Origin of the sequence: Rhizobium bangladeshense, from assembly GCF_017357245.1 — a bacterium.
Lineage (GTDB): Bacteria > Pseudomonadota > Alphaproteobacteria > Rhizobiales > Rhizobiaceae > Rhizobium > Rhizobium bangladeshense.
This window is the reverse complement of the sequence record NZ_CP071612.1, coordinates 3,200,429-3,220,479: the sequence shown is the minus strand read 5'-3', so window position 1 is coordinate 3,220,479 and position 20,051 is coordinate 3,200,429. Positions and strand designations below refer to the sequence as shown.

The following is a 20,051-nucleotide window of genomic DNA, read 5'->3' as shown; positions in this document are numbered from 1 at the left end:
AGTTCCTCGTCGTGCGGACGCACGACTGCTGGATTCCTGTGCTTGTCACAGGAATCCAGCGGCGCCATGTCCATGGCGCAGGGACTGTTTGCCATCGTACAATGTTCGCTCTGTTAGATGTCGCTGAAGGCGTCCAACGAGTCGTGAAAACTACCGCCGCCTATCAAGATTCTCGAACAATCCGTTCCACAATTTGTGTTTGCGCTCCATCACCGCCATCCCTATCTCCGGATCGAGTTCAACAGGATGCCGACGATGGAACTGGGCCTTTACACATTCGCCGATGTCAATCCCAATCCCTCCCGCAGCAAGGGAGTGGAAGGGGCCGAACGGCTGAAGCATCTGATCGAGGAGATCGAGCTTGCCGATCAGGTGGGCCTCGACGTCTTCGGGCTCGGCGAACACCACCGGCCGGATTATGCGGTGTCGGCTCCCGCCGTGGCGCTGGCGGCTGCGGCCGTCAAGACCAAGAACATCCGGCTGACCAGCGCGGTCACCGTGCTCTCCTCCGACGATCCGGTGCGTGTGTTCCAGCAGTTTTCGACGCTTGACCTCATTTCCAACGGCCGTGCCGAGATCATGGCAGGGCGTGGTTCTTTCATCGAGTCCTTCCCGCTGTTCGGCTACAATCTCGAGGATTACGACCAGCTTTTCGAGGAAAAGCTCGACCTGCTTCTGGCGCTGACCGACAACGAGATCGTCTCTTGGAAGGGTGAGCTTCGCGCGGCGATCAACGGACGCGGCGTCTATCCGAGGCCGCTGCAGGATCCGCTGCCGCTGTGGGTCGCGGTCGGTGGCACACCGCAGTCGGTGGCGCGCGCCGGCGCGCTCGGACTGCCGGTGGCGCTCGCGATCATCGGCGGCGAGCCGCGCCGTTTCGCGCCGCTCTTCGACCTCTACCGGGAGGCCGCGCGCCGGGCAGGGCAGGATCAGGCGAAGCTGAAGACCAGCATCAATGTCCATGGCTTCATCGCCGACACCACCGAGAGAGCCGCCGACCAGTTCTACGGGCCGCAGGCCGAGGTGATGAACCGTATCGGCCGCGAGCGCGGCTGGGGACCGACGAGCCGGGCGCATTTCGATCTGTCGCGCGGGCCGAACGGCGCGCTCTTCGTCGGCGATCCTGAGGCGGTCGCGGAAAAGATCATCGCCCATCACTCGATATTCAAGAACGACCGCTTCCTGCTGCAGATGGCGATCGGCCTGATGCCGCATGATCAGATCATGCGCGGCATCGAGCTCTACGGGACGAAAGTCGCGCCGATCGTCAGAAAGGCATTGACTGAAAGGGGCGAAGGGTCGAAAGCCACGGCTTAACCAGCGCAACCCCTCAGCGCGTCCTCCCGGATGCGCGCTCTAAGACGGCCGCGGCCGTCCCGCGCAAGGCCGGAAGAGACGAATGGTAATCGCAAACGACGATGAACTGACAAAGCTCAAGGAGATCGGCCGGATCTGCGCCAACGCCATCCAGGTCATGGCGGCGGCGATGGAGCCCGGCATGACGACGCTTGAGCTCGACCGGATCGGCCGTAAGGTGCTCGAGGATTCCGGCGCGCGCTCGGCGCCGGAGTTCTGCTACCAGTTTCCCGGCGCCACCTGCATCAGCGTCAATGAAGAAATCGCCCACGGCATTCCAGGCGCGCGTGTCATCCAGGCCGGCGACCTGATCAATATCGACGTCTCGGCGGAAAAGGACGGCTTCTTTGCCGACACCGGCGCTTCCTTTGCGATGCCCCCGGTCAAGCCGAAGATCGAACGCCTCTGCCGCGACGGCAAGCGGGCGCTCTGGGTGGGGCTCAATCAGGTGAAAGCGGGCGAGCCGCTTGCGAAGATCGGCACCGCCGTCGGCGCTTTCGCGCAGAAGAACCGCTATACGCTGGTCGCCAATCTGGCGAGCCACGGCGTCGGCCGCTCGCTGCACGAGGAGCCGGCCGAGCTCTCCACCTGGCCGGACCCTTCGGAAAAGCGTGTGATGACGGATGGCCTCGTCTTCACCGTCGAGCCATTCCTTTCGCTCGGAGCGACCTGGGCCGAAGGCGGCGACGATGCGTGGACGCTCTATGCCGATCCGAAGGCGCCGACCGTGCAATTTGAGCACACGGTGGTTGCGACGCGGAATGGACCTGTGATCCTGACCTTGCCGGATGGGCGGGTGTAGGGTCGGGTTCGGCAGAGTGTTCTTTTCGCTTGAGCCCTCTTCCTTCATTCATCCATTATCGGTGCACCGCCTCGTCCTTCGAGGTCCTGCGAGCGCCTCCGGATGAGGCTCTCTTGGAGGCTGCGCGCATCGTCCTGCGTCGGGGATTACTACCGCGGCATCCTCTAAAACTCCTCAAGCTGAGGTGCGCAGCGCGTAGGGCGAAGCCTCGAAGCACTTCGCAACGCCGCTCCTTGCATTCATCGAACTCGGAGCACTCACCTACCCATCGACTTTCGCAGAATTGATCAATCGATCAGAAATAGTCGTTTGCGATGCCGGTGCTGCAGCGCGATAAGCCCTGCATGCTTTCTCGCCCACCCCATTCTTCGCCAGACCTCGTCGCTACCGCCGCTGCCGGCGCCGTCGCTATGGCGGCGGCAATGGGCTTCGGGCGCTTCTCCTACACGCCGATCCTGCCCGGCATGATGAGCGGCGTGCCGCTTTCGGCGGCGGATGCCGGCTTTATCGCGTCGGCGAATTTCGTCGGTTATCTTGTCGGCGCCGTGCTTGCGGCCTATGGCTGGGCGGCTGGGCGCGAACGGCTGGTGGCGCTGCTGGCACTGCTTGCTACCGCCATTCTTCTCGCCGCGATGGCGGTTACAGAGTCCGTCGCCGTCTTTGCGGTCATCCGGTTCCTGGCCGGCCTTGCCAGCGCCTTCGCCATGGTTTTTACCTCATCGATCGTGCTCAGCCACGGGGCTGCTGCCGGCAATGACCATGTGCAGGCCGCGCATTTCGGCGGACCGGGGGCGGGCATCGCGCTTTCCTCGGTCATGGTGCTGCTGATTGGTCTCGGCTTTCACGACGGGCCGGGCGGCTGGCGCGCCGATTGGATCGGCGGGGCGATCTATTGCGCGGTAAGCCTTGCCATCGTCTGGTGGCTCTTGCCCAAGGAGCCGGCGCAATCGGCGCGAGCGGGCAAGGAACCGGCGCTCAACTGGAACCGGCCTATGGTGCTCGTCACGCTGTCCTACGGCCTGTTCGGCTTCGGCTACGTCATCACGGCAACTTTTCTCGTAGCCATCGCGCGCCTGTCCGCAACGGGAGCCTTCGTCGAGTTTCTCTGCTGGTTCATCGCCGGGTTGACGGCGGCGGTGGCGCTGTTTGCCTGGAAGCCACTGGTCAGGCCGCTCGGGCTTGGTGGCGTCTATGTCGTGGCGCTTCTCATCGAGGCCGCTGGTGTGCTCGCCACTGTGGCACTGCCGCCTTCGGTGGCGCCACTGATCGGCGGTGCGCTGTTCGGAGCGACGTTCCTGGCGATCACGGCCTACGGGCTGCAGATCGGCCGCAAGCTCTCCCCCGAGAGCCCACGGCGGATCCTGGCGATGATGACGGCTGCCTTCGGCGTCGGCCAGATCGTCGGACCGGTCGTCGCGGGCTGGATCGCCGAACGTTCAGGCAGCTTCACCGTGCCGACAGTGGTCGCTGCCGCAGCGCTTCTTGTCTGCGCAGCGCTCGTGATGCCGGTCATCAGAAAAATCGCGTAGCGCAGTCGGCTTTTCGCAGAACCACGCCATTCTTTGTCTCTGCGCAATTGCGGGCGGAGAAAGCGCCACGCACTTTTCCTGGAATTGCTCTGGCCGGTTACATCTCCGTAACAATGGGCCTAAGCCATTGCTGCTTCCTTCGAACTGCCTTAGTTTCCGGCACAATCAGTGTTCCGCGACACTCCCGAGACTCACAGTTCAGGAAAGCAAAGCCCCCCGTGTTTCATTCGTTTTTTCCCCAGCCCAAGGCATTCTTTTCTTCGCTTGTTGTTTGGACGCTGATTTCCATTGCCGGCTGGTATCTCTTCGCCGCCGGTCTCGGCCTCTCTCTCGGTTTCACACCGGTTCCTGAGGATCAGCAGCCGATCGACCTCTCGTTTTTCCTGCTGCCCGAAAACGTCTGGTTCTACAGCTATTTCTTCTTATCCGCGGTAATCTTCTGCGGCGCGTGGCATCTGAAAGCGCTGCACCATCCCTGGAAGCTGTGGTCGATCTGGGGCTCGGCGCTGATCATCTTCGTGACTTATTTCGGCGTTCAGATCACCGTTGTGATCAACAACTGGCGCCGGCCGTTCGGCGATCTCCTGCAGAATGCGCTGTCGAAGCAGCCAGGTATTACCGTCGACAATTTCTACGACCTTATGTGGGTCTTCTGTCAGATCGCATTTCTCAGCATGTTCGTGTCGATCATGACCGACTTCTTTACCAGCCATTACATATTCCGATGGCGCACGGCGATGAACAATTTCTACATGTCGAAGTGGGAAAAGCTTCGTCATATCGAAGGGGCTTCGCAGCGCGTCCAGGAAGATACGATGCGTTTCTCGAGCACACTCGAAGGTCTCGGCATCAGCCTCATCAACTCTGTGATGACGCTCGTGGTTTTCCTTCCGATCCTTCTGGCGCTCTCGCACTATGTGACAGCATTGCCGGTGATCGGGCCTCTGGCGAATTCGCTGTTTTGGCTGGCGCTGTTCTGGTCGGCCTTCGGCACGCTGCTGCTGGCAGTAGCCGGCGTAAAGTTGCCTGGCCTGAACTTCCGCAATCAGCGCGTCGAAGCAGCCTATCGCAAGGAACTCGTCTATGGCGAAGACCACGCCGACCGAGCCCAACCGCTGACGGTCAGGGAGCTTTTCGAGAACGTTCGGCGCAACTATTTCCGAATGTACTTCCACTACATGTATTTCAACGTCGCGCGCTATTTCTACATTCAGGCGGATGCGCTTTTTGTGGTCTTCATGCTGGTGCCGACGATCGTGGCGGGTGCCATCACTTACGGGATCTTCCAGCAGATCTCGACCGCCTTCGGCCAGGTGAGCAACTCCTTCCAATATCTCGTCAATTCCTGGACGACGATCATCGAACTGCTCTCCATCCATAAGCGCCTCAAGGCCTTCGAGGCGGCCATCTATGATGAACCGTTGCCGGAGATCGACCAACGTTATCTAGAGCGGGAAGGGGGCGTTGTGCACGCTGATGGTTGATGGGTAAGCCCCTCGCTGGACCACGGCACCGCCTCTCATTCCAAAAGCTCTTCTCAGAGACCTGACACTCGCTGCAGTTTCCCGCGTGCCTCAATCATCGGAACCGCTTCGGAATAGCTTACACAGGCCACGTCAGCCCGATGGCAGACGTCGCTGACGAGGCGGTCCAGCGCGCGCCAGTAGGCGCCGCCGTTCATCTCGACGAAATGGAAGCCGAGTTGGAGAGGGATGCGGTCGCCGCTGTACTGACGGTCGAAGGCCTGGGAGAAGGCGGCGTAGGCGCGGTCCTCGAACTCCTTCGAATCCGCCCTGTCCTCCTTACCCTTGGAGTGGCGGACGAAGAGATTGTAGTCCATGCCGATGATCGGCTTTTCGTTCGGGCCTTCGGGAATCAGGGGGAGGCCGAAACGGATGATGCCGTCTTCCTCCACAGGCATGGCCGGGCCTTTGGTCACAAGGCTCGCATCATAGGTGAAACCGGCCTTCTTCTCGGCGGCGATCATGTCGGCACCCGCGGTTGCGGAGAGATAGGGAGCGCGGAAGCCCTTGATGCCATGATCGACCAGTTCCTGCCAGCCGGCCGGCTCATCGAGGCCGACGCTCTTCCAGGCATTTTTCAACGTGGCATGGAAGGTCGCGTATTCGGCCGACCAGTCGGCCTCACTCCATAGGCGGCCGTCGAAATGGCCGCAGGCATGGCTTGCCATGTCGTGGCCTTCGAGATGGGCATGCCAGATATTGCCCAGGCGTTCGCGGATCTCGTCGTCGCTTTGGGCAAAACCGATATTGGATTTTCCGCTTTTCTGGTGCGGCGCCTGATAGGCCTTCTTGGCCGCCTCGTTCATCAGGAAGGTGCAGGAAAGGAAGTAGGTGAAATGGGCGCCAGTCCTGGCAGCCATTTCGCGGCTTTTCAGCCAGAGCGCATTGTCGTGGGCGCCGTCGAAGGAGATGATGACGAGCTGCTTCGGCCGGTCGGCCGCCTCTGCCGCCGCAGGAAGAATGAGGGAGGCAACCAGACAGGAGGCGAGGAAAAGACGAGACATGAGCACCGCGACAATTTGTTCGCGGTTTCCCTCCGACAGAATTGCGGCGAAGCTGCGGTGTTACTGGCATTTTTTCGCGCAAGTCGCTAAGCCATGACAAACTGCACGGAAAGGGCGCGCAATGACATTGCTTATCGTCGGCATCATACTTTTCCTCGGCGTGCATCTGGTACGGGTGGTGTCGCCCGGCTTTCGCCGGTCGATGATCGCAAGCCTCGGCGAGAAGGGCTGGCGGGCAGCCTATTCGATCGCGAGTCTGGCGACGCTGATCCTGTTGATCTACGGATTCGGGCAGGCGCGTCAGGTGACGGGCATACTTTACAGTCCGCCGGTCTGGACGGCGCATATCGCCATCACGCTGATGCTGATCGCGATGATCTGTCTGGTCGCTTCGCTGTTGCCCGCGGGGCATATAGCAACCAGGACGAAACATCCGATGGTGCTGTCGGTGAAGGTCTGGGCGCTGGCGCATTTGCTCGCCAATGGCGAGACGTCGTCGGTTCTGCTGTTTACGGCGTTTCTTGCCTGGGGCGTGATCGTGCGCATTTCGCTCAAGCGCCGCGAGCGGGCGGGGGAAATCACGCTCCGGCCCTTCGTCTCGGCCAAATACGACCTCTATGCCGTCGTCATCGGCATCGTCGCCTGGGCGCTGATCATCTGGAAGCTGCACGAATGGCTGATCGGTGTTTCGCCGCTTGTCGTGTAACGAATCTTTCACATCCCCCTTACAACAGCGGCAAAATGGAGTAGAAGGCCGGGCAATGTGCATTTTGCGCAAAGTTATGGGTATATCCGCGGCCGGAGACGAGAATGGCATTTAACGACGACAGCTTCATCCGTGAGGTCAATGAGGAATTGCGGTCCGACCAGATGAAGGGCGTCTGGCGCCGGTTTGGCCGTTATATCATTGTCGTCGCCATCCTGATCGTCGTCGGCACCGCCGGCAAGGTGCTCTACGACTATTGGGACGACAACCGCTCCTCCGGCGCCGGCGATCAATTCCTGGCGGCGATGAAGCTTGCCGACGAGAACAAGAACGATGAGGCCTTGGCCGCGCTCGGAAAGCTGGAGAAGGAAGGGCATGGCGCCTATCCGGTGCTGGCGCGTATGCGGGCCGCGACCGTCCAGGCGCAGAAGGGCGATACTGGCGCGGCGATCGCCGCCTTCAACGAGATCGGCAAAGACAACAGCGTTCCTGCTGCGGTGCGTGATGTCGCCAAAATGCGCGCGGGCTGGCTGCTGATCGAGAACGGCTCGTATGAGCAGGTTTCGGCTGCGATCGAAGAAATGGCCGTGCCGAGTAACGCCTTCCGCCATTCGGCGCGGGAAGCACTTGGCCTGGCCGCATACAAGGCCGGCAACGTGGCGCAGGCGCGGCAATGGTTCCAGTCGGTCGTCGACGACACCGGCAGCCCGCGCCCTGTTGCCAATCGCGCTCAGATGATGCTTGATCTTATTACCGCGTCCGGCAAGGCGCCCGCCGCGCAGGGCTGAGTTTTAAGGAAAAACAATGAGTTTCACGGTCGCCATCGTCGGTCGTCCGAATGTCGGCAAGTCGACGCTTTTCAACCGCCTGGTGGGCAAGAAGCTTGCGCTGGTCGATGATACGCCCGGCGTGACACGCGACCGCCGGCCGGGTGATGCGCGGCTGATGGGCCTGACCTTTACGATCATCGACACGGCCGGTCTGGAAGAAGCTCACGAGGAAAGCCTGCAGGGCCGGATGCGCGCTCAGACGGAAGCGGCAATCGACGAGGCCGATCTTTCGCTATTCGTCGTCGACGCCAAGAACGGGCTGACGCCCGTCGATACCGCTCTTGCCGAAATGCTGCGCCGGCGCGGCAAGCCGGTGGTGCTCGTCGCCAACAAATCTGAAGCGCGTGGTTCCGACAGCGGCTTCTACGAAGCCTATACTCTGGGGCTGGGCGAGCCAACGCCGATTTCGGCCGAGCACGGGCAAGGCATGCTCGATCTGCGCGACGCGATCGTCGAGGCGATCGGTAAAGACAGGGCCTACGCCAAGGAGGATGTGGCGGTTACCGATGTCGACATCCCCCAGAGCGAAAGCACGGCCGACGGCGAGGACGAAGAGCCAGCCTATGATGAAACGAAGCCTCTGCGGGTGGCGATCGTCGGCCGGCCGAATGCGGGCAAATCGACGCTGATCAATCGCTTCCTCGGCGAGGATCGGCTTTTGACTGGTCCGGAGGCGGGCATCACGCGTGATTCCATTTCGGTGGAATGGGACTGGCGCGGCCGCACCATCAAGATGTTTGATACTGCCGGCATGCGCCGCAAAGCGCGGGTGACGGAGAAGCTGGAAAAGCTTTCGGTGGCCGACGCGCTGCGCGCCATCCGCTTCGCCGAAACCGTTGTCATCGTCTTCGATGCGACGATCCCGTTCGAGAAGCAAGACCTGCAGATCGTCGACCTCGTGCTGCGCGAGGGCCGCGCGGCCGTGCTTGCCTTCAACAAGTGGGATATGATCGAGGATCGGCAGGCGGTACTTGCGGATCTCCGCGAAAAGACCGAGCGGCTGCTGCCGCAGGCGCGCGGCATCCGCGCCGTGCCGATCTCCGGCCAGACCGGCTGGGGCCTCGACAAGTTGATGCAGTCGATCATCGATACCGACAGGGTCTGGAACAAGCGCATCTCAACGGCGAGGCTCAATCGCTGGCTGGAGACGCAGCAGATCCAGCATCCGCCACCGGCCGTTTCCGGCCGCCGCATCAAGCTGAAATATATGACGCAGGTTAAGGCTCGCCCGCCGGCTTTCATGATTTCCTGCACCCGCGCGGACGCGCTGCCGGAATCCTATACGCGATACCTGATCAACGGCTTGCGCGCCGATTTCGACATGCCCAGCGTGCCGATCCGCATCCATTTCCGCTCGCCTGACAATCCGTACGAGTCGAAGAAAAAACGGACGTAAGGTTAGAGGCGCTGGCTGGCGTCGCTATACTTGGACCCCCCTCTGTCCTGCCGGACATCTCTCCCACAAGCGGGAGATCGACTTGGAGATGGAATCTCCCCAAGCAATTGATGTTGGAATGAGTGGGTCCGCCGAGCCAATCTCCCCACCTGTGGAGGAGATGCCGGCAGGGCAGAGGGGTGGCCTCAGCGCAAGGAGCCCACAGCTTCGCCGCTGCAGGCGTCGCTGGAGCAGTTGAACGGCCTGCCGCCAGCGCTCGTTATCGTCGACGAGAGCGACGTTGTTGCGTGACGAGGGCGAGGCCTATGCCCGCAAGCTCAGCCAGGCCGGCGTCAAGGTTACGTCAATGCGTTACAACGGTACGATCCACCACTTCGTGCTGCTGAACGCCATCGCCGAAACGCCTGCCGCGCGCAGCGCCATTGCGGTCGCGGAAACGCTGCGCAATGCCTTTCACAAGCAAGGGATCAGTCTGCAGATGGGAGAGGCCCGGCGGTATCGCCAGGCTTTCTGCTTCTAGGGAGCGACTTGGCGAATTGCCATGCCTTTCTCCATTTCGGCGTGATGACCCCATTGGCAGCGCGAATATTGTTGATGAATTGCTGCGTCGCCGCTTCCCAGGAATATTGCATGGCAAGCTCTCGCGCCTTGGTGCGCGAGGCGGAGAGGGCGGCCAGGCAGGCGGCGCGCAGGTCGGCGTCGAGTGCCCCGACCTCGCTGTCCTCGCCGATGATATCGAGCGGGCCGGTGACCGGGTAGGCGGCGACCGGCACGCCCGATGCCAAGGCTTCGAGAATGGTGTTGCCAAAGGTATCGGTGAGTGAGGGAAAGACGAAGACATCGGCCTGAGCATAGATTTTGGCCAGATCCTCGCCGAATTTCACTCCGGTGAAATGTACGTTGGGGTAACGCTGCTCCAGCTCTGCGCGCGCCGGACCATCGCCGACGACGACCTTGGAGCCCGGCAGGTCGAGGTCGAGAAATGCCGGCAGGTTCTTTTCCAGCGCCACGCGCCCGACCGTCATGAAAATCGGGCGAGGCAGACCAAGCGGCTCCGGCTCAAGCGGCATCGGATGGAATTGCGTGGCGTCGATGCCGCGGGTCCAGGGCATCAGGTTCTTGATGCCTCTTGCCGACAATTCGCGGGCAAGGCTTGGCGTCGCCACCATGCAGCCGGCGCCGCCGTTGTGGAACCAACGCACGAAGGCATAGAGCCAGCTCTGCGGGATCGGCAGGCGGGCAGAAACATATTCCGGAAAGCGCGTGTGATAGCTGGTGGAGAAAGGCATGCGCTTGCGCAGGCACCAGCGGCGGGCGGTCAACCCCAGCGGACCTTCGGTGGCGATATGCACATAAGACGGATTGTGCTTTTCGATCTCGTGCGCGACGCGGCGGTAACTGGCGATCGAGAGACGTATCTCCGGATAGGTCGGGCAGGGAATGCTGTTGAAGCGCTCCGGCGTCACCATCGCAACCTCGACACCCATTTTCGCCAGTTCGCGATTGGTGTTCTCGATGGAGCGGACGACCCCGTTGACCTGCGGATGCCAGGCGTCGGTGACGATCACCAGCCTTTCCGGCAGGTTTCCGGCGGCTGCAGCATTGGCCCAGCTCTCGCCGCTATAAGTATTTGCCGGACGTTGCAGCATGTCACGATTTCCATCCGCGTCGCGATGATCTGGCAACGCTCTACCCCTTAGCGGGGTTCCGGAATGGCGATTCCCGCCTCTTTATTTTGAGGCATGAGCATGATGGAAATATTACAGCCCTGTATGAACGGTTACAGGAGCTTAACGCCGTAAAGCCGGCAATTATGTCGGGCGGGAGAAAGCCTCACAGCCTTAAAAAGAAACGGCGCCGGCGGGGAGGCCGGCGCCGCTTGGGAGGTTAAGCGGCAGCGGAAGCCGAACCGGAGAGCGGAACTTCCGAGATCGTCTTCAGAACCTGGGACGCGATCTGGTAGGGGCAGCCCTGCGAGTTCGGACGGCGATCTTCCAGATAGCCCTTGTAGTCGTTCTTGATGAAGGAGTGCGGTACGCGGATCGAAGCGCCACGGTCTGCAACGCCGTAGCTGAACTTGTTCCACGGAGCCGTCTCGTGCTTGCCCGTCAGGCGCTTGTCATTGTCCGGGCCGTAGACGTTAATGTGGTCCATCAGGTTCTTTTCGAACTGGGCCATCAGCGCCTCGAAATAAGCCTTGCCGCCGACTTCGCGCATGTACTTCGTCGAGAAGTTGCAATGCATACCCGAACCGTTCCAGTCGGTGTCGCCGAGCGGCTTGCAATGATACTCGATGTCGATGCCGTATTTTTCGGTCAGGCGCTGCAGGAGGTAGCGCGCCATCCAGATCTGGTCGGCGGCCTTCTTGGAGCCCTTGCCGAAGATCTGGAATTCCCACTGGCCCTTGGCCACTTCGGCATTGATGCCTTCATGGTTGATGCCGGCAGCGAGGCAGAGATCGAGGTGTTCCTCGACAATTTTGCGGGCGACGTCGCCGACGTTCGAATAGCCGACGCCGGTGTAGTAAGGACCCTGCGGAGCCGGATAGCCCTGCTCAGGGAAACCGAGCGGACGGCCGTTCTGGTAGAAGAAATATTCCTGTTCGAAGCCGAACCATGCATCTTCGTCGTCGAGGATGGTGGCGCGGGCGTTGCTCGGATGCGGCGTGACGCCATCGGGCATCATGACTTCGCACATGACGAGAACGCCGTTGGTGCGGGCCGGGTCAGGATAGATGGCGACGGGCTTCAGCACGCAATCGGAGCTGCGGCCTTCGGCCTGCATCGTCGACGAACCGTCGAAGCCCCAGAGCGGAAGCTGTTCCAGCGTCGGGAATGCGTCGAATTCCTTGATCTGCGTCTTGCCACGCAGGTTCGGTACCGGAGTGTACCCATCGAGCCAAATATACTCGAGCTTATATTTTGTCATCGTGACTCTCTCAATGCTACGAAGGTGAGCAAATCCGGAGGCGATTTCGACGCGTAAGCGCGTCCGGCCGCCAGGGGATGCACTCGTTGAAGCATGTAGCGTGCCAGTTTGGCAGCCGATGGAAGAAAATTACAAGCCGGTCGATAGGCGCGCATTTTCTTTTGCCGAAATCCGGCCTTCAGGAAGGCTGAACGCCTTATCATCCCGAAGGAAAGGGTTTTTTCGCTTCGGAACCGGATGAAAATATCGGCGTTACGCTGTCGTGATGAAGTGTTGAACAAATAGGCGGGAAGCTCTTGATCAGGACAGCATAGAGATCAATCACCCTTTGGTAGAGCATATATTTTGTGCAATTTGCATAAACTATGTGCACTATGCTATGGTCGCAGTCCTGATGTCGATGCGCCGAACGGAATGGAGGCGATCTCAATGCCCACCGGTTTCCATCGTGAATCCGCGACGATCTACCAGTTTCCCGTCAAGCCGACGCGCGCCGCAAACCGGTTCGAACGCGCCAGGCTGATGGAGCGCGAGGCGGCTGATGTCTGCGATGCGGCGCTCGATAGCTGCTGGTATCATGACGAGGCGGTTCGCGAGACAGATCGGCCGACGAAGTCCTGATTCTTGTGCCTTAACGGCCAAGAATACCGATAGGCGGGGAGCGCTCGCGCATGGCATACCTGCGGGGACGTCATGCGCGGGCTCAGCCACCGCTCAACCCAAGTTTTTCTCTTGGAACCAATGCCCCATGTTCGCTGACGACGCGAGCCGCAACGCCTGCGGCGAAGCGGGCGGCGGCCGGCGCGTCCTCGCTATCGAGGTATCGTGCGAGGAAGGCACCATTGAAACTGTCGCCGGCGCTGGTGGTGTCAACGACCTTCTCGACCTTTTCGGCCGGAACGAAGGTTTCCTCTCCGGCGAAATTCAAGGTGACACCGTCCGCGCCATTTTTGACCACGACGTTGAGGGCGCCTAGCGCGCGGTAGCGATGGACTGTCGCCTCAATGGAATCGTCGCCGAAATGGGCGGCCTCATCGTCAAAGCTCGGCATGACGAGCACGGAGGAGCGGGCGCCTTCACTGATCGTCGTATGCATTACGTCGTAACTCGACCAGAGGCGAGGACGGATGTTGGGGTCGAAAACCACGAGCTTGCCGACGGCCTTGGCGCGTCGGATCTCGGCGAGAAGCGTTGCGGCATCCTCCTGCGGCAGGATGGCAAGGGTGATGCCGGAGAAATAGATGACATCAGCGGCTTCCACCGCCTCGCGCAGATGGTCAGGATCGGCAGCGAGGCTACGGGCCGCGGAACTGTCGCGCCAATAGCTGAAGGAGCGTTCGCCGTTCTTCAGGTTGATCATGTAAAGGCCCGGCGTCCTGCCTTTGATGCGGCGGATGAGGCTCGTGCCGATACCCGCCTCGGCGATGAAGGCAGCCATCTCGTCCGACATGGCGTCGTCGCCAAGCGCGGTGAAATAATCGACCGACCAATCGGCGCCAAGGCAAGCGCGGGCATACCAGGCGGTGTTGAAGGTGTCGCCGGCAAAGCCCTTGCGCAGCAGGCCGTCGCCGGCCTGCGAGAGTTCCACCATGCATTCACCGATCGACAGAAACCGTCTTCCGTTCACCTTGTCCTCCCGGCATCAGAGCGCTACTGATGTAACAGGCTGCTCTATCGCTTTGAATTGACGCTTCATCCGCTGATACGCGGAGCGGGGCGGAGTGACAAGCTCGATGTTGCGCGCGCTATTCCGACAGGAACGGAAAGCCGCCTTCGCGCGCAAGCGAAGGCGGGCGCCGGCAAAGGATCTTTATTCGTGAATCGTGTAGCTTCCGAGCGCGCAAAGATCCTGCGTGTCTTCGGTGGTTTCGAGATCCGAGTCTTCGTCGAATTCGAAGCGCATGTCATATTTGCAGACGGTACGGCCATCGGCGATGGTGATGTTCGCGGTTTCGCCCGGATTGAGGACGTTCTCGCCGAACACGTCTTCCTCCCAGTTGTCGATGCCCGCCGGCGAGCTGTAGAAGCGGGTCAGCACGGAATTGGTTCCGTTGGTGAGCTGGAACTTCAGATCCTCGGCACGCGAGGGCATGGCGGAGGCCGAGACGACCGAGACCGCAAGTGCGATAGATCCCAATACTTTCGATTTCATGTATGCGTTCCCCTGGCCCATGATTAGGCGGAAACGGGATAGCATATGCTCCTATAAATCTTTCTTATCGAGGACTTTAGATTCCAAAATAGCCCTATTAAACATGGCGATGCTGGACCGCGGAAGAAAGTGAAGGCCGCGTCAGGCGGCCATCATTCCATTGATGGCCTGTCCATATGATAGCAGGCGGCCTTCTGGCCGGGGCGGACTTCCTCGATCGGCGGCATTTCCGTGCGACAGATATCGGTGGCCTTCCAACAACGGGGTGAGAAGACGCAGCCTTTCGGCGGGTTGAGCGGCGAGGGCGGATCACCCTGCAGGCGGATACGGGTACGCAGCCGCGCGAGTTTCGGGTCCGGGATCGGGGCTGCGGAAAAGAGCGCCTGCGTATAGGGATGGGCGGGATGATCGAAGACGGTGGCGCAGTCGCCCGATTCCACTACACGGCCGAGATAGAGCACCAGTACATCGTCCGAGATCAGGCGCACGACGGAAAGGTCGTGACTGATGAAGATCAGCGTCAGGCCGAATTCCTTGCGCAGCTTGCGCAGGAGCGTGATCACCTGGCCCTGGATCGAGACGTCGAGGGCCGATACCGGCTCGTCGCAGATGATGAGCTTCGGTCTGGTGATGACGGCGCGGGCAATGCCGATGCGCTGCGCCTGGCCGCCCGAGAACTCATGCGGATAGCGGTTGATCATCTCCGGCACCAGGCCGACGGCGCCCATGATCTGACGAACGCGTTCGGTGCGCTCGGCCTTCGAAAGCTTCGGCTCGAAGACGGTGAGGGGCTCGGCGATGATGTCTCCGACCGTCATGCGCGGGTCGAGCGAAGCGATCGGATCCTGAAAAATGATCTGCATGTCGCGGCGCGCCGCGCGCATTTCCTCCTCCGTGAGGTCGAGAAGATTGCGGCCCTGCCAGAGAATCCGGCCCTTCTGCGATTTCAAAAGCCGTAGGATGGAGCGGCCGAGCGTCGACTTGCCGCAACCGGATTCACCGACGACACCGAGCGTGCGGCCTTCGGCGAGATCGAAGCTGACATTGTTGACGGCGGTGAGGAAGACCGGCGGCTTGAAGAAGCCTTTTGCCGGAAGTTCGAACTGGGTCGTCAGGTTTTCGACCCTCAGCAGCGACCGATCAGCCATGGTTCAACAACTCCTCACGACGCGGGAAGGGATGGTAGCAGGCGGCGCAGTGGCGCGGCGCCAGCGTTTCGAGCGGAGGCGGACGGTCGATGCAATCGTCCTGGACCTGCGAACAGCGCGGCGAAAAATTGCAACCCTTCGGCAGGTGCTGCAGGTTGGGCGGGCGCCCGGGAATAACGACGAGGTCGTCGACATCTTGGTCGGGCCGCGGGATAGAGGCATGCAACGCCGCCGTATAGGGATGGGCCGGATTGTCGAAGAGCTCGTCGACGGGCGCCTCCTCGACGATGCGGCCGGCATACATGACGGCGACGCGGTCGGCGAGGCCGGCAACGACGCCCAGATCGTGGGTGATCATGACAAGCGCCGTGTTCATCTCCGCCGTCAGGTCGTTGAAAAGGTCGAGGATCTGCGCCTGGATGGTGACATCGAGTGCGGTCGTCGGCTCGTCGGCAATCAGGAGCTTCGGCTTGGTGAGCAGCGCCATGGCGATGACGATGCGCTGGCGCATGCCGCCTGACAGTTCGTGCGGATAAAGATGGAATCGCCGCGTCGGATCGGGGATGCCGACGCGTTTGAGCATGTCGAGGGCAGCGTCCGATGCGGCACGCGCCGTCAGGCCGCGGTGAACCTCCAGCTGTTCGGTCAGCTGTCGGGAAATTTTCAGCGATGGGTTCAAGGCGGTCATCGGGTCCTGGAAGACCATGGCCATGTCCTTGCCGCGGATCTGATCGAGCTCGCGCGGTTTCAGCGACAGCACGTCCTTGCCTTCGAGCAGCGCCTGTCCCGCCGTCCTGCCGTTCTTGGCGAGCAGGCCCATGATGCCGAGGAAGGTCTGGCTCTTGCCGGAGCCGGACTCGCCGACGATGGCGATGCGCTCGCCGCGCCGGACCGTGAGGTTCATGTTGGAGACCGCCTTCACCTCGCCGTCCGGCGTTTTGAAGGCGATGGAGTAGTCCTTGAGTTCGAGCAGGATGTCTTTTTCTTGAAGCATTCTATCGATCCTTCGGGTCGAAGGCGTCGCGCAGGCCGTCGCCGATGAAGAGCAGGCTGAGCAGCAGGGCGACGAGGAAACTTGCCGGGAAGATCAGCAGCCAAGGCATGCTTTCCATGGCGTCGGTTCCCTCGGCGATCAGCGTGCCGAGCGAGGTCAGCGGTTCCTGGACGCCGAAGCCGAGATAGGACAGGAAACTTTCGGTGGCGATGATTTCAGGCACCGTCAGCGCCGCAAAAATGACCACCGGGCCGACGAGGTTCGGGATGATGTGCTTGACGATGATCTTGAACGGCCGCTGCCCGGAAGCACGCGCCGCCTCGATGAATTCGCGATGCTTGATCGACAGCGTCTGCCCGCGGACGATGCGGGCCATGGTCAGCCACTCCAGCGCGCCAATAGCGGCAAACAGCAGATAGACGTTGCGACCGAAGATAACCATCAGCAGGATGACGAAGAGGATGTAGGGAAGGGCATACATGATATCGACGAAGCGCATCATGATCGCATCCAGCCTGCCACCGATATAGCCAGATATCGCGCCGTAGAGCACGCCGATCAAGACGGACACGACGGTTGCCGTCAGCGCCACGGCAAGCGAGACGCGGGTGCCGTAGAGGACGCGGGCAAGGAGGTCGCGGCCGTTCGGGTCGGTGCCGAAATAATGGCCGGTCTCGATCGAGGGCGGGATGCGGAAGGCCGCCCAATCCGGGTCCTCGTAGTTGAAGGGGATGAACCAGGGGCCGAGAAAGGCGGCGAGGATCAGGAGCCCCAGGACGGCAATCGACAGCACGGCGGCCTTGTTGCGTCCGAGGCGGCGCAGCGCATCCCTGGTGAGCGAACGGCCTTCGGGCGCCAGCCCTTCCGCCTGCAGAAGCTCCTCTGTGAGCAGCTCGCGTTTTGCGGGGTTGAGGATCATCGGTTTCTCACTTTCGGGTCGAGCCAGGCATAGGCGATATCGACGAGAAGGTTCAGGAACACGATCAGTACCATGTAGAAGATGACCGTCCCGAGAACCATGCCGTAATCGCGGTTCAGGGCTGCGTTGACGAAATAGCGGCCGATGCCGGGCAATCCGAAGATGCTTTCGACAACCAGCGAGCCGGTGAGAAGGTAGCTTGCCGCAGGACCCAGATAGGAAACGACCGGCATCATGGCGGGTTTCAGCGCGTGGCGCATCACCGTCAGCCGTGGACCGATGCCCTTGGCCTTGGCGGTGCGGATGAAGTTCTGGTTCATCACCTCGATCATCGAACCGCGGGTGATGCGCGAGATGCGGCCTGCATGCGGCAGGGCCAGAACGACGATCGGCAGGATCAGGAATTTGATCGATCCGTCACCCCAGCCGCCAACGGGAAACCAGGCGAGGTGAATGCCGAAGATGAGCTGCAGGATCGGCGCGATCAGGAAGTTGGGCAAGACGACGCCGACCAGGATGAGCGCACCGAGAATGTAATCGGGCGCCTTGTTCTGGTAGAGCGCCCCAAGACAGCCGACGCCTACACCGACAATGATGGCAATCAGGAAGGCAGCCGTGCCAATGGTGAAGGTATAGGGCAGGCCGATCATGATTTGCTGGGCGACGGTGAAATCCTCGCTGGCGAAGGAGGGGCCGAGATCGCCCCGCAGCAGGTCGCCGACATAGATCAGGTATTGCTGGATCAGCGGCTTGTCGAGGTTGTAGTGAGCCGCAAGGTTTTTCAGGATCACCGGCGGCAATGGCCTTTCGCCATCAAACGGGCCGCCGGGGGCAAGGCGCAAAACAAAAAGCAGGCTGTGACGGCGATCCACAGAACGGGGATCGTCGATAGCAGGCGACGGAGGGCGTATCTGATCATGGTCTTGGGCCGGCCCTTCCCGCGAGCGGCGGGAAGGACCGTTTTCCCTTACTCTTTCATCGACAGCCAGCGCGTGCGGTGGATGTCCTGGATGTTGTCGACGAAGCCTTCGATCTTCGGCGAAACGACGTTCTTCGAGACATAGTAATAGATCGGCAGGGCTGCGGACTCATCAAGCGCCAGCTGTTCAGCCTTCTTGAAGATTTCGGCGCGCTTGGTGAGATCCGTCTGAGCGTTGCCGTCCTTGATCAGCTTGTCATATTCAGGATTGGACCAGCGGCCGTAATTCATCTGCACGCCTGTCACCAGGAGGTTCAGGAAATTGTCCGGATCGTTGTAATCGGCGAGCCAGCCGGCACGGCCGATCTCCACCTGGCCACGCTGCATCTGGTCGTAATGCACCTTGGTTTCGGCGTTGACGAGCTCAACATTGACACCGAGCGGCTTCCACATGGAAGCGATCGCCACGGCGATGCGCTTGTGGTTGTCGTTGGTGTTGTAGCTTAGGACCGCTTGGAGCGGCTTGTCCGGGCCGAAGCCAGCTTCGGCGAGCAGCTTCTTGGCCTCGGCGACCTTCTCGTTATAGGGCAGGTCCTTCCAGCTGACATAGGCCGGCTCGCCATAATTCGCCGTGCCCGGTGGGACCCAGGAATAGGCCGGCAGTTCGCCAGTGCCGAGGATCTGCGGGCCGATTACTTCGCGGTTGATCGCCATGGACAGAGCCTGGCGGACGCGCTTGTCGCTGAAAGGCGGCTTCTGCGAGTTGACGACATAATAATAGAGGCCGGAGAAGGGGGCGACATGCGCCTGACCCGGCAGGTTCTTCTTCATCCACTCGTACTGGTCGGTCGGGAAGTCGGTGAGGATATCGAACTCGCCGGCGCGGTAACGTTTCAGTGCGGCTTCCTGGTCTTCGAGCACGAAGAACTTGGCGCCGTCGATCTTCAGGTCCTTGGTGCCGTACCACTGGTCGTTCTTGACCGTGGTCACATGCGAGCCCGGAACCCATTCGGTCGGCTTATAGGGGCCGTTGGTGACGATGTTGCCGATCTTGACCCAATCCTGGCCCTTCGCCTCAACGACATGCTTCGGCAGCGGATAGGCCGTGTAGTGCATCAGGGCGTTGATGAAATAGGGGTCGGATTTTCCAGAGTGATTTCGAGCGTCTTGTCGTCGATCGCCTTGACGCCGAGCTGGTTGAGATCGGTGATCTCGCCCTTGCTGATCTTTTCGGCGTTCTTGATGGTGAACTGCAGGTAGGCGTAGTCGGCGGCGTTCTTCGGGTCGACGAGGCGCTGGAAGGCGAAGACGAAGTCTCCTGCCGTTACCGGCTGGCCATCGGACCACTTGATGCCGTCGCGAAGCTTGAAGGTGTAGACCTTGCCATCCGGCGAAATGGTCCAGCTTTCAGCCTGGCCGGGGATCGGATTGTCCATCGCATCCTCGGTGACGAGGCCTTCGAAAATGTCGCCGGCGATACGATTCTCCCAGTCGCCAGAGAGCTTTTGCGGATCGAGCGATTGCGGATCGCCACCATTGTGGATGTTGAGCGTAGCCGCGTGCGCCGAAAATGCCAGCAATGTGCCAAACATTGCGGAGGCGAGAAATTTTTTCGTGAACTGGTTCATGTTGGGCCCACCTTTCTAGGCTTTTCGCCTTTATTAGACATTTGTTCCCAGATCTTTGACCTCTTACGTGCAGGTCAGCGCGCACCTTATCGCAAAGGCTTTGCGTTGCAACCCCAAATCCGGAGGCCGGTTTTCGGTTGTGGACAAGCCTATATACGTCTTCCTCTTGTTGCATCGCGACCAAGCGTCGCGGCGGTTTCTGTTCCATTCATACAGC

At 60.8% G+C, this 20,051-nt stretch carries 16 protein-coding genes and 3 pseudogenes; 9 read left to right on the top strand and 10 right to left on the bottom strand.

Features of this window, described 5'->3' with window-relative positions; genetic code table 11:
• The first annotated feature begins 255 nt into the window (after positions 1-255).
• The 4 genes from J2J98_RS15680 to sbmA all read left to right on the top strand — a co-directional run bounded on the left by J2J98_RS15680 (position 256) and on the right by sbmA (position 5,171).
• Positions 256-1,317, top strand: coding sequence for an LLM class flavin-dependent oxidoreductase (locus J2J98_RS15680; protein WP_207601530.1), 1,062 nt, complete (start codon positions 256-258; stop codon positions 1,315-1,317).
• A gap of 82 nt (positions 1,318-1,399) precedes the next feature.
• The gene (map, locus tag J2J98_RS15675) at positions 1,400-2,158 is read left to right on the top strand and encodes a type I methionyl aminopeptidase (RefSeq protein WP_207601529.1); all 759 of its coding nucleotides are present in this window, start codon (positions 1,400-1,402) and stop codon (positions 2,156-2,158) included.
• A 314-nt stretch (positions 2,159-2,472) separates the two neighbouring features.
• Positions 2,473-3,687: an MFS transporter gene (locus tag J2J98_RS15670; RefSeq protein WP_207601528.1), complete on the top strand. Its 1,215-nt coding sequence runs from the start codon at positions 2,473-2,475 to the stop codon at positions 3,685-3,687.
• Between the two features lie 218 nt (positions 3,688-3,905).
• Complete coding sequence (gene sbmA, locus J2J98_RS15665) at positions 3,906-5,171, top strand: peptide antibiotic transporter SbmA (protein ID WP_064705811.1); 1,266 nt, start codon at positions 3,906-3,908, stop codon at positions 5,169-5,171.
• A 53-nt stretch (positions 5,172-5,224) separates the two neighbouring features.
• Here the strand turns inward: sbmA and J2J98_RS15660 are convergent, their stop codons facing one another.
• The gene (locus tag J2J98_RS15660; protein WP_207601527.1) at positions 5,225-6,214 is read right to left on the bottom strand and encodes a polysaccharide deacetylase family protein; all 990 of its coding nucleotides are present in this window, start codon (positions 6,212-6,214) and stop codon (positions 5,225-5,227) included.
• Between the two features lie 121 nt (positions 6,215-6,335).
• Here J2J98_RS15660 and J2J98_RS15655 point away from each other — a divergent pair, with 121 nt between their 5' ends.
• The 4 genes and pseudogenes from J2J98_RS15655 to J2J98_RS15640 all read left to right on the top strand — a co-directional run.
• Positions 6,336-6,920, top strand: coding sequence for an NnrU family protein (locus J2J98_RS15655; RefSeq protein ID WP_207601526.1), 585 nt, complete (start codon positions 6,336-6,338; stop codon positions 6,918-6,920).
• Positions 6,921-7,024: 104 nt separating this feature from the next.
• The gene (locus J2J98_RS15650) at positions 7,025-7,708 is read left to right on the top strand and encodes a tetratricopeptide repeat protein (RefSeq protein WP_207601525.1); all 684 of its coding nucleotides are present in this window, start codon (positions 7,025-7,027) and stop codon (positions 7,706-7,708) included.
• Between the two features lie 16 nt (positions 7,709-7,724).
• On the top strand, positions 7,725-9,146 hold the full coding sequence (gene der / locus J2J98_RS15645) for a ribosome biogenesis GTPase Der (protein WP_064705807.1): 1,422 nt from the start codon (positions 7,725-7,727) through the stop codon (positions 9,144-9,146).
• Between the two features lie 186 nt (positions 9,147-9,332).
• Positions 9,333-9,666 (top strand): annotated as a pseudogene (locus J2J98_RS15640) (alpha/beta hydrolase fold domain-containing protein); the annotation flags it as partial.
• Here the strand turns inward: J2J98_RS15640 and J2J98_RS15635 are convergent.
• Positions 9,614-10,795, bottom strand: coding sequence for a glycosyltransferase family 4 protein (locus tag J2J98_RS15635; RefSeq protein ID WP_207601524.1), 1,182 nt, complete (start codon positions 10,793-10,795; stop codon positions 9,614-9,616). The pseudogene J2J98_RS15640 and the gene J2J98_RS15635 sit on opposite strands and share 53 nt — an antisense overlap.
• Before the next feature lie 238 nt (positions 10,796-11,033).
• Positions 11,034-12,074, bottom strand: a complete 1,041-nt coding sequence (locus J2J98_RS15630) for a glutamine synthetase beta-grasp domain-containing protein (RefSeq protein ID WP_207601523.1) — start codon at positions 12,072-12,074, stop codon at positions 11,034-11,036.
• A gap of 429 nt (positions 12,075-12,503) precedes the next feature.
• On the opposite strand from J2J98_RS15630, the gene gstI reads away from it, so the two are divergent.
• Entirely contained in the window at positions 12,504-12,695 is a 192-nt protein-coding gene (gene gstI, locus J2J98_RS15625) for a glutamine synthetase translation inhibitor GstI (protein WP_064804193.1), read from the top strand.
• Between the two features lie 82 nt (positions 12,696-12,777).
• On the opposite strand, the gene J2J98_RS15620 is transcribed toward gstI, so the two are convergent.
• The 7 genes and pseudogenes from J2J98_RS15620 to J2J98_RS15590 form a co-directional block, all read right to left on the bottom strand.
• A complete protein-coding gene (locus J2J98_RS15620) occupies positions 12,778-13,665 on the bottom strand; it encodes a sugar kinase (RefSeq protein WP_246569428.1) in 888 nt (295 codons plus the stop codon).
• Between the two features lie 219 nt (positions 13,666-13,884).
• The gene (locus J2J98_RS15615; protein ID WP_207601522.1) at positions 13,885-14,226 is read right to left on the bottom strand and encodes a hypothetical protein; all 342 of its coding nucleotides are present in this window, start codon (positions 14,224-14,226) and stop codon (positions 13,885-13,887) included.
• Positions 14,227-14,378: 152 nt separating this feature from the next.
• Positions 14,379-15,374: an ABC transporter ATP-binding protein gene (locus J2J98_RS15610; RefSeq protein WP_064705803.1), complete on the bottom strand. Its 996-nt coding sequence runs from the start codon at positions 15,372-15,374 to the stop codon at positions 14,379-14,381.
• On the bottom strand, positions 15,367-16,368 hold the full coding sequence (locus tag J2J98_RS15605; protein WP_207601521.1) for an ABC transporter ATP-binding protein: 1,002 nt from the start codon (positions 16,366-16,368) through the stop codon (positions 15,367-15,369). The genes J2J98_RS15610 and J2J98_RS15605 overlap by 8 nt, the downstream gene beginning before the upstream one ends.
• A gap of 1 nt (position 16,369) precedes the next feature.
• The gene (locus J2J98_RS15600) at positions 16,370-17,287 is read right to left on the bottom strand and encodes an ABC transporter permease (RefSeq protein ID WP_064705801.1); all 918 of its coding nucleotides are present in this window, start codon (positions 17,285-17,287) and stop codon (positions 16,370-16,372) included.
• A pseudogene (locus J2J98_RS15595) lies at positions 17,284-18,206 on the bottom strand (ABC transporter permease subunit). Before J2J98_RS15595 ends, J2J98_RS15600 begins: the two are co-directional and overlap by 4 nt.
• A gap of 48 nt (positions 18,207-18,254) precedes the next feature.
• A pseudogene (locus tag J2J98_RS15590) lies at positions 18,255-19,834 on the bottom strand (peptide ABC transporter substrate-binding protein).
• Between the last annotated feature and the right edge of the window lie 217 nt (positions 19,835-20,051).

Coding starts and splice junctions, on each gene's coding strand:
- J2J98_RS15635 (WP_207601524.1), bottom strand. CDS start 10,795: ATGCTGCAACGTCCGGCAAATACTTATAGCGGCGAGAGCTGGGCCAAT.
- gstI (WP_064804193.1), top strand. CDS start 12,504: ATGCCCACCGGTTTCCATCGTGAATCCGCGACGATCTACCAGTTTCCC.
- J2J98_RS15615 (WP_207601522.1), bottom strand. CDS start 14,226: ATGAAATCGAAAGTATTGGGATCTATCGCACTTGCGGTCTCGGTCGTC.
- J2J98_RS15680 (WP_207601530.1), top strand. CDS start 256: ATGGAACTGGGCCTTTACACATTCGCCGATGTCAATCCCAATCCCTCC.
- J2J98_RS15650 (WP_207601525.1), top strand. CDS start 7,025: ATGGCATTTAACGACGACAGCTTCATCCGTGAGGTCAATGAGGAATTG.
- J2J98_RS15610 (WP_064705803.1), bottom strand. CDS start 15,374: ATGGCTGATCGGTCGCTGCTGAGGGTCGAAAACCTGACGACCCAGTTC.
- J2J98_RS15605 (WP_207601521.1), bottom strand. CDS start 16,368: ATGCTTCAAGAAAAAGACATCCTGCTCGAACTCAAGGACTACTCCATC.
- J2J98_RS15600 (WP_064705801.1), bottom strand. CDS start 17,287: ATGATCCTCAACCCCGCAAAACGCGAGCTGCTCACAGAGGAGCTTCTG.
- J2J98_RS15630 (WP_207601523.1), bottom strand. CDS start 12,074: ATGACAAAATATAAGCTCGAGTATATTTGGCTCGATGGGTACACTCCG.
- J2J98_RS15655 (WP_207601526.1), top strand. CDS start 6,336: ATGACATTGCTTATCGTCGGCATCATACTTTTCCTCGGCGTGCATCTG.
- J2J98_RS15670 (WP_207601528.1), top strand. CDS start 2,473: ATGCCGGTGCTGCAGCGCGATAAGCCCTGCATGCTTTCTCGCCCACCC.
- map (WP_207601529.1), top strand. CDS start 1,400: ATGGTAATCGCAAACGACGATGAACTGACAAAGCTCAAGGAGATCGGC.
- J2J98_RS15620 (WP_246569428.1), bottom strand. CDS start 13,665: ATGGTGGAACTCTCGCAGGCCGGCGACGGCCTGCTGCGCAAGGGCTTT.
- der (WP_064705807.1), top strand. CDS start 7,725: ATGAGTTTCACGGTCGCCATCGTCGGTCGTCCGAATGTCGGCAAGTCG.
- J2J98_RS15660 (WP_207601527.1), bottom strand. CDS start 6,214: ATGTCTCGTCTTTTCCTCGCCTCCTGTCTGGTTGCCTCCCTCATTCTT.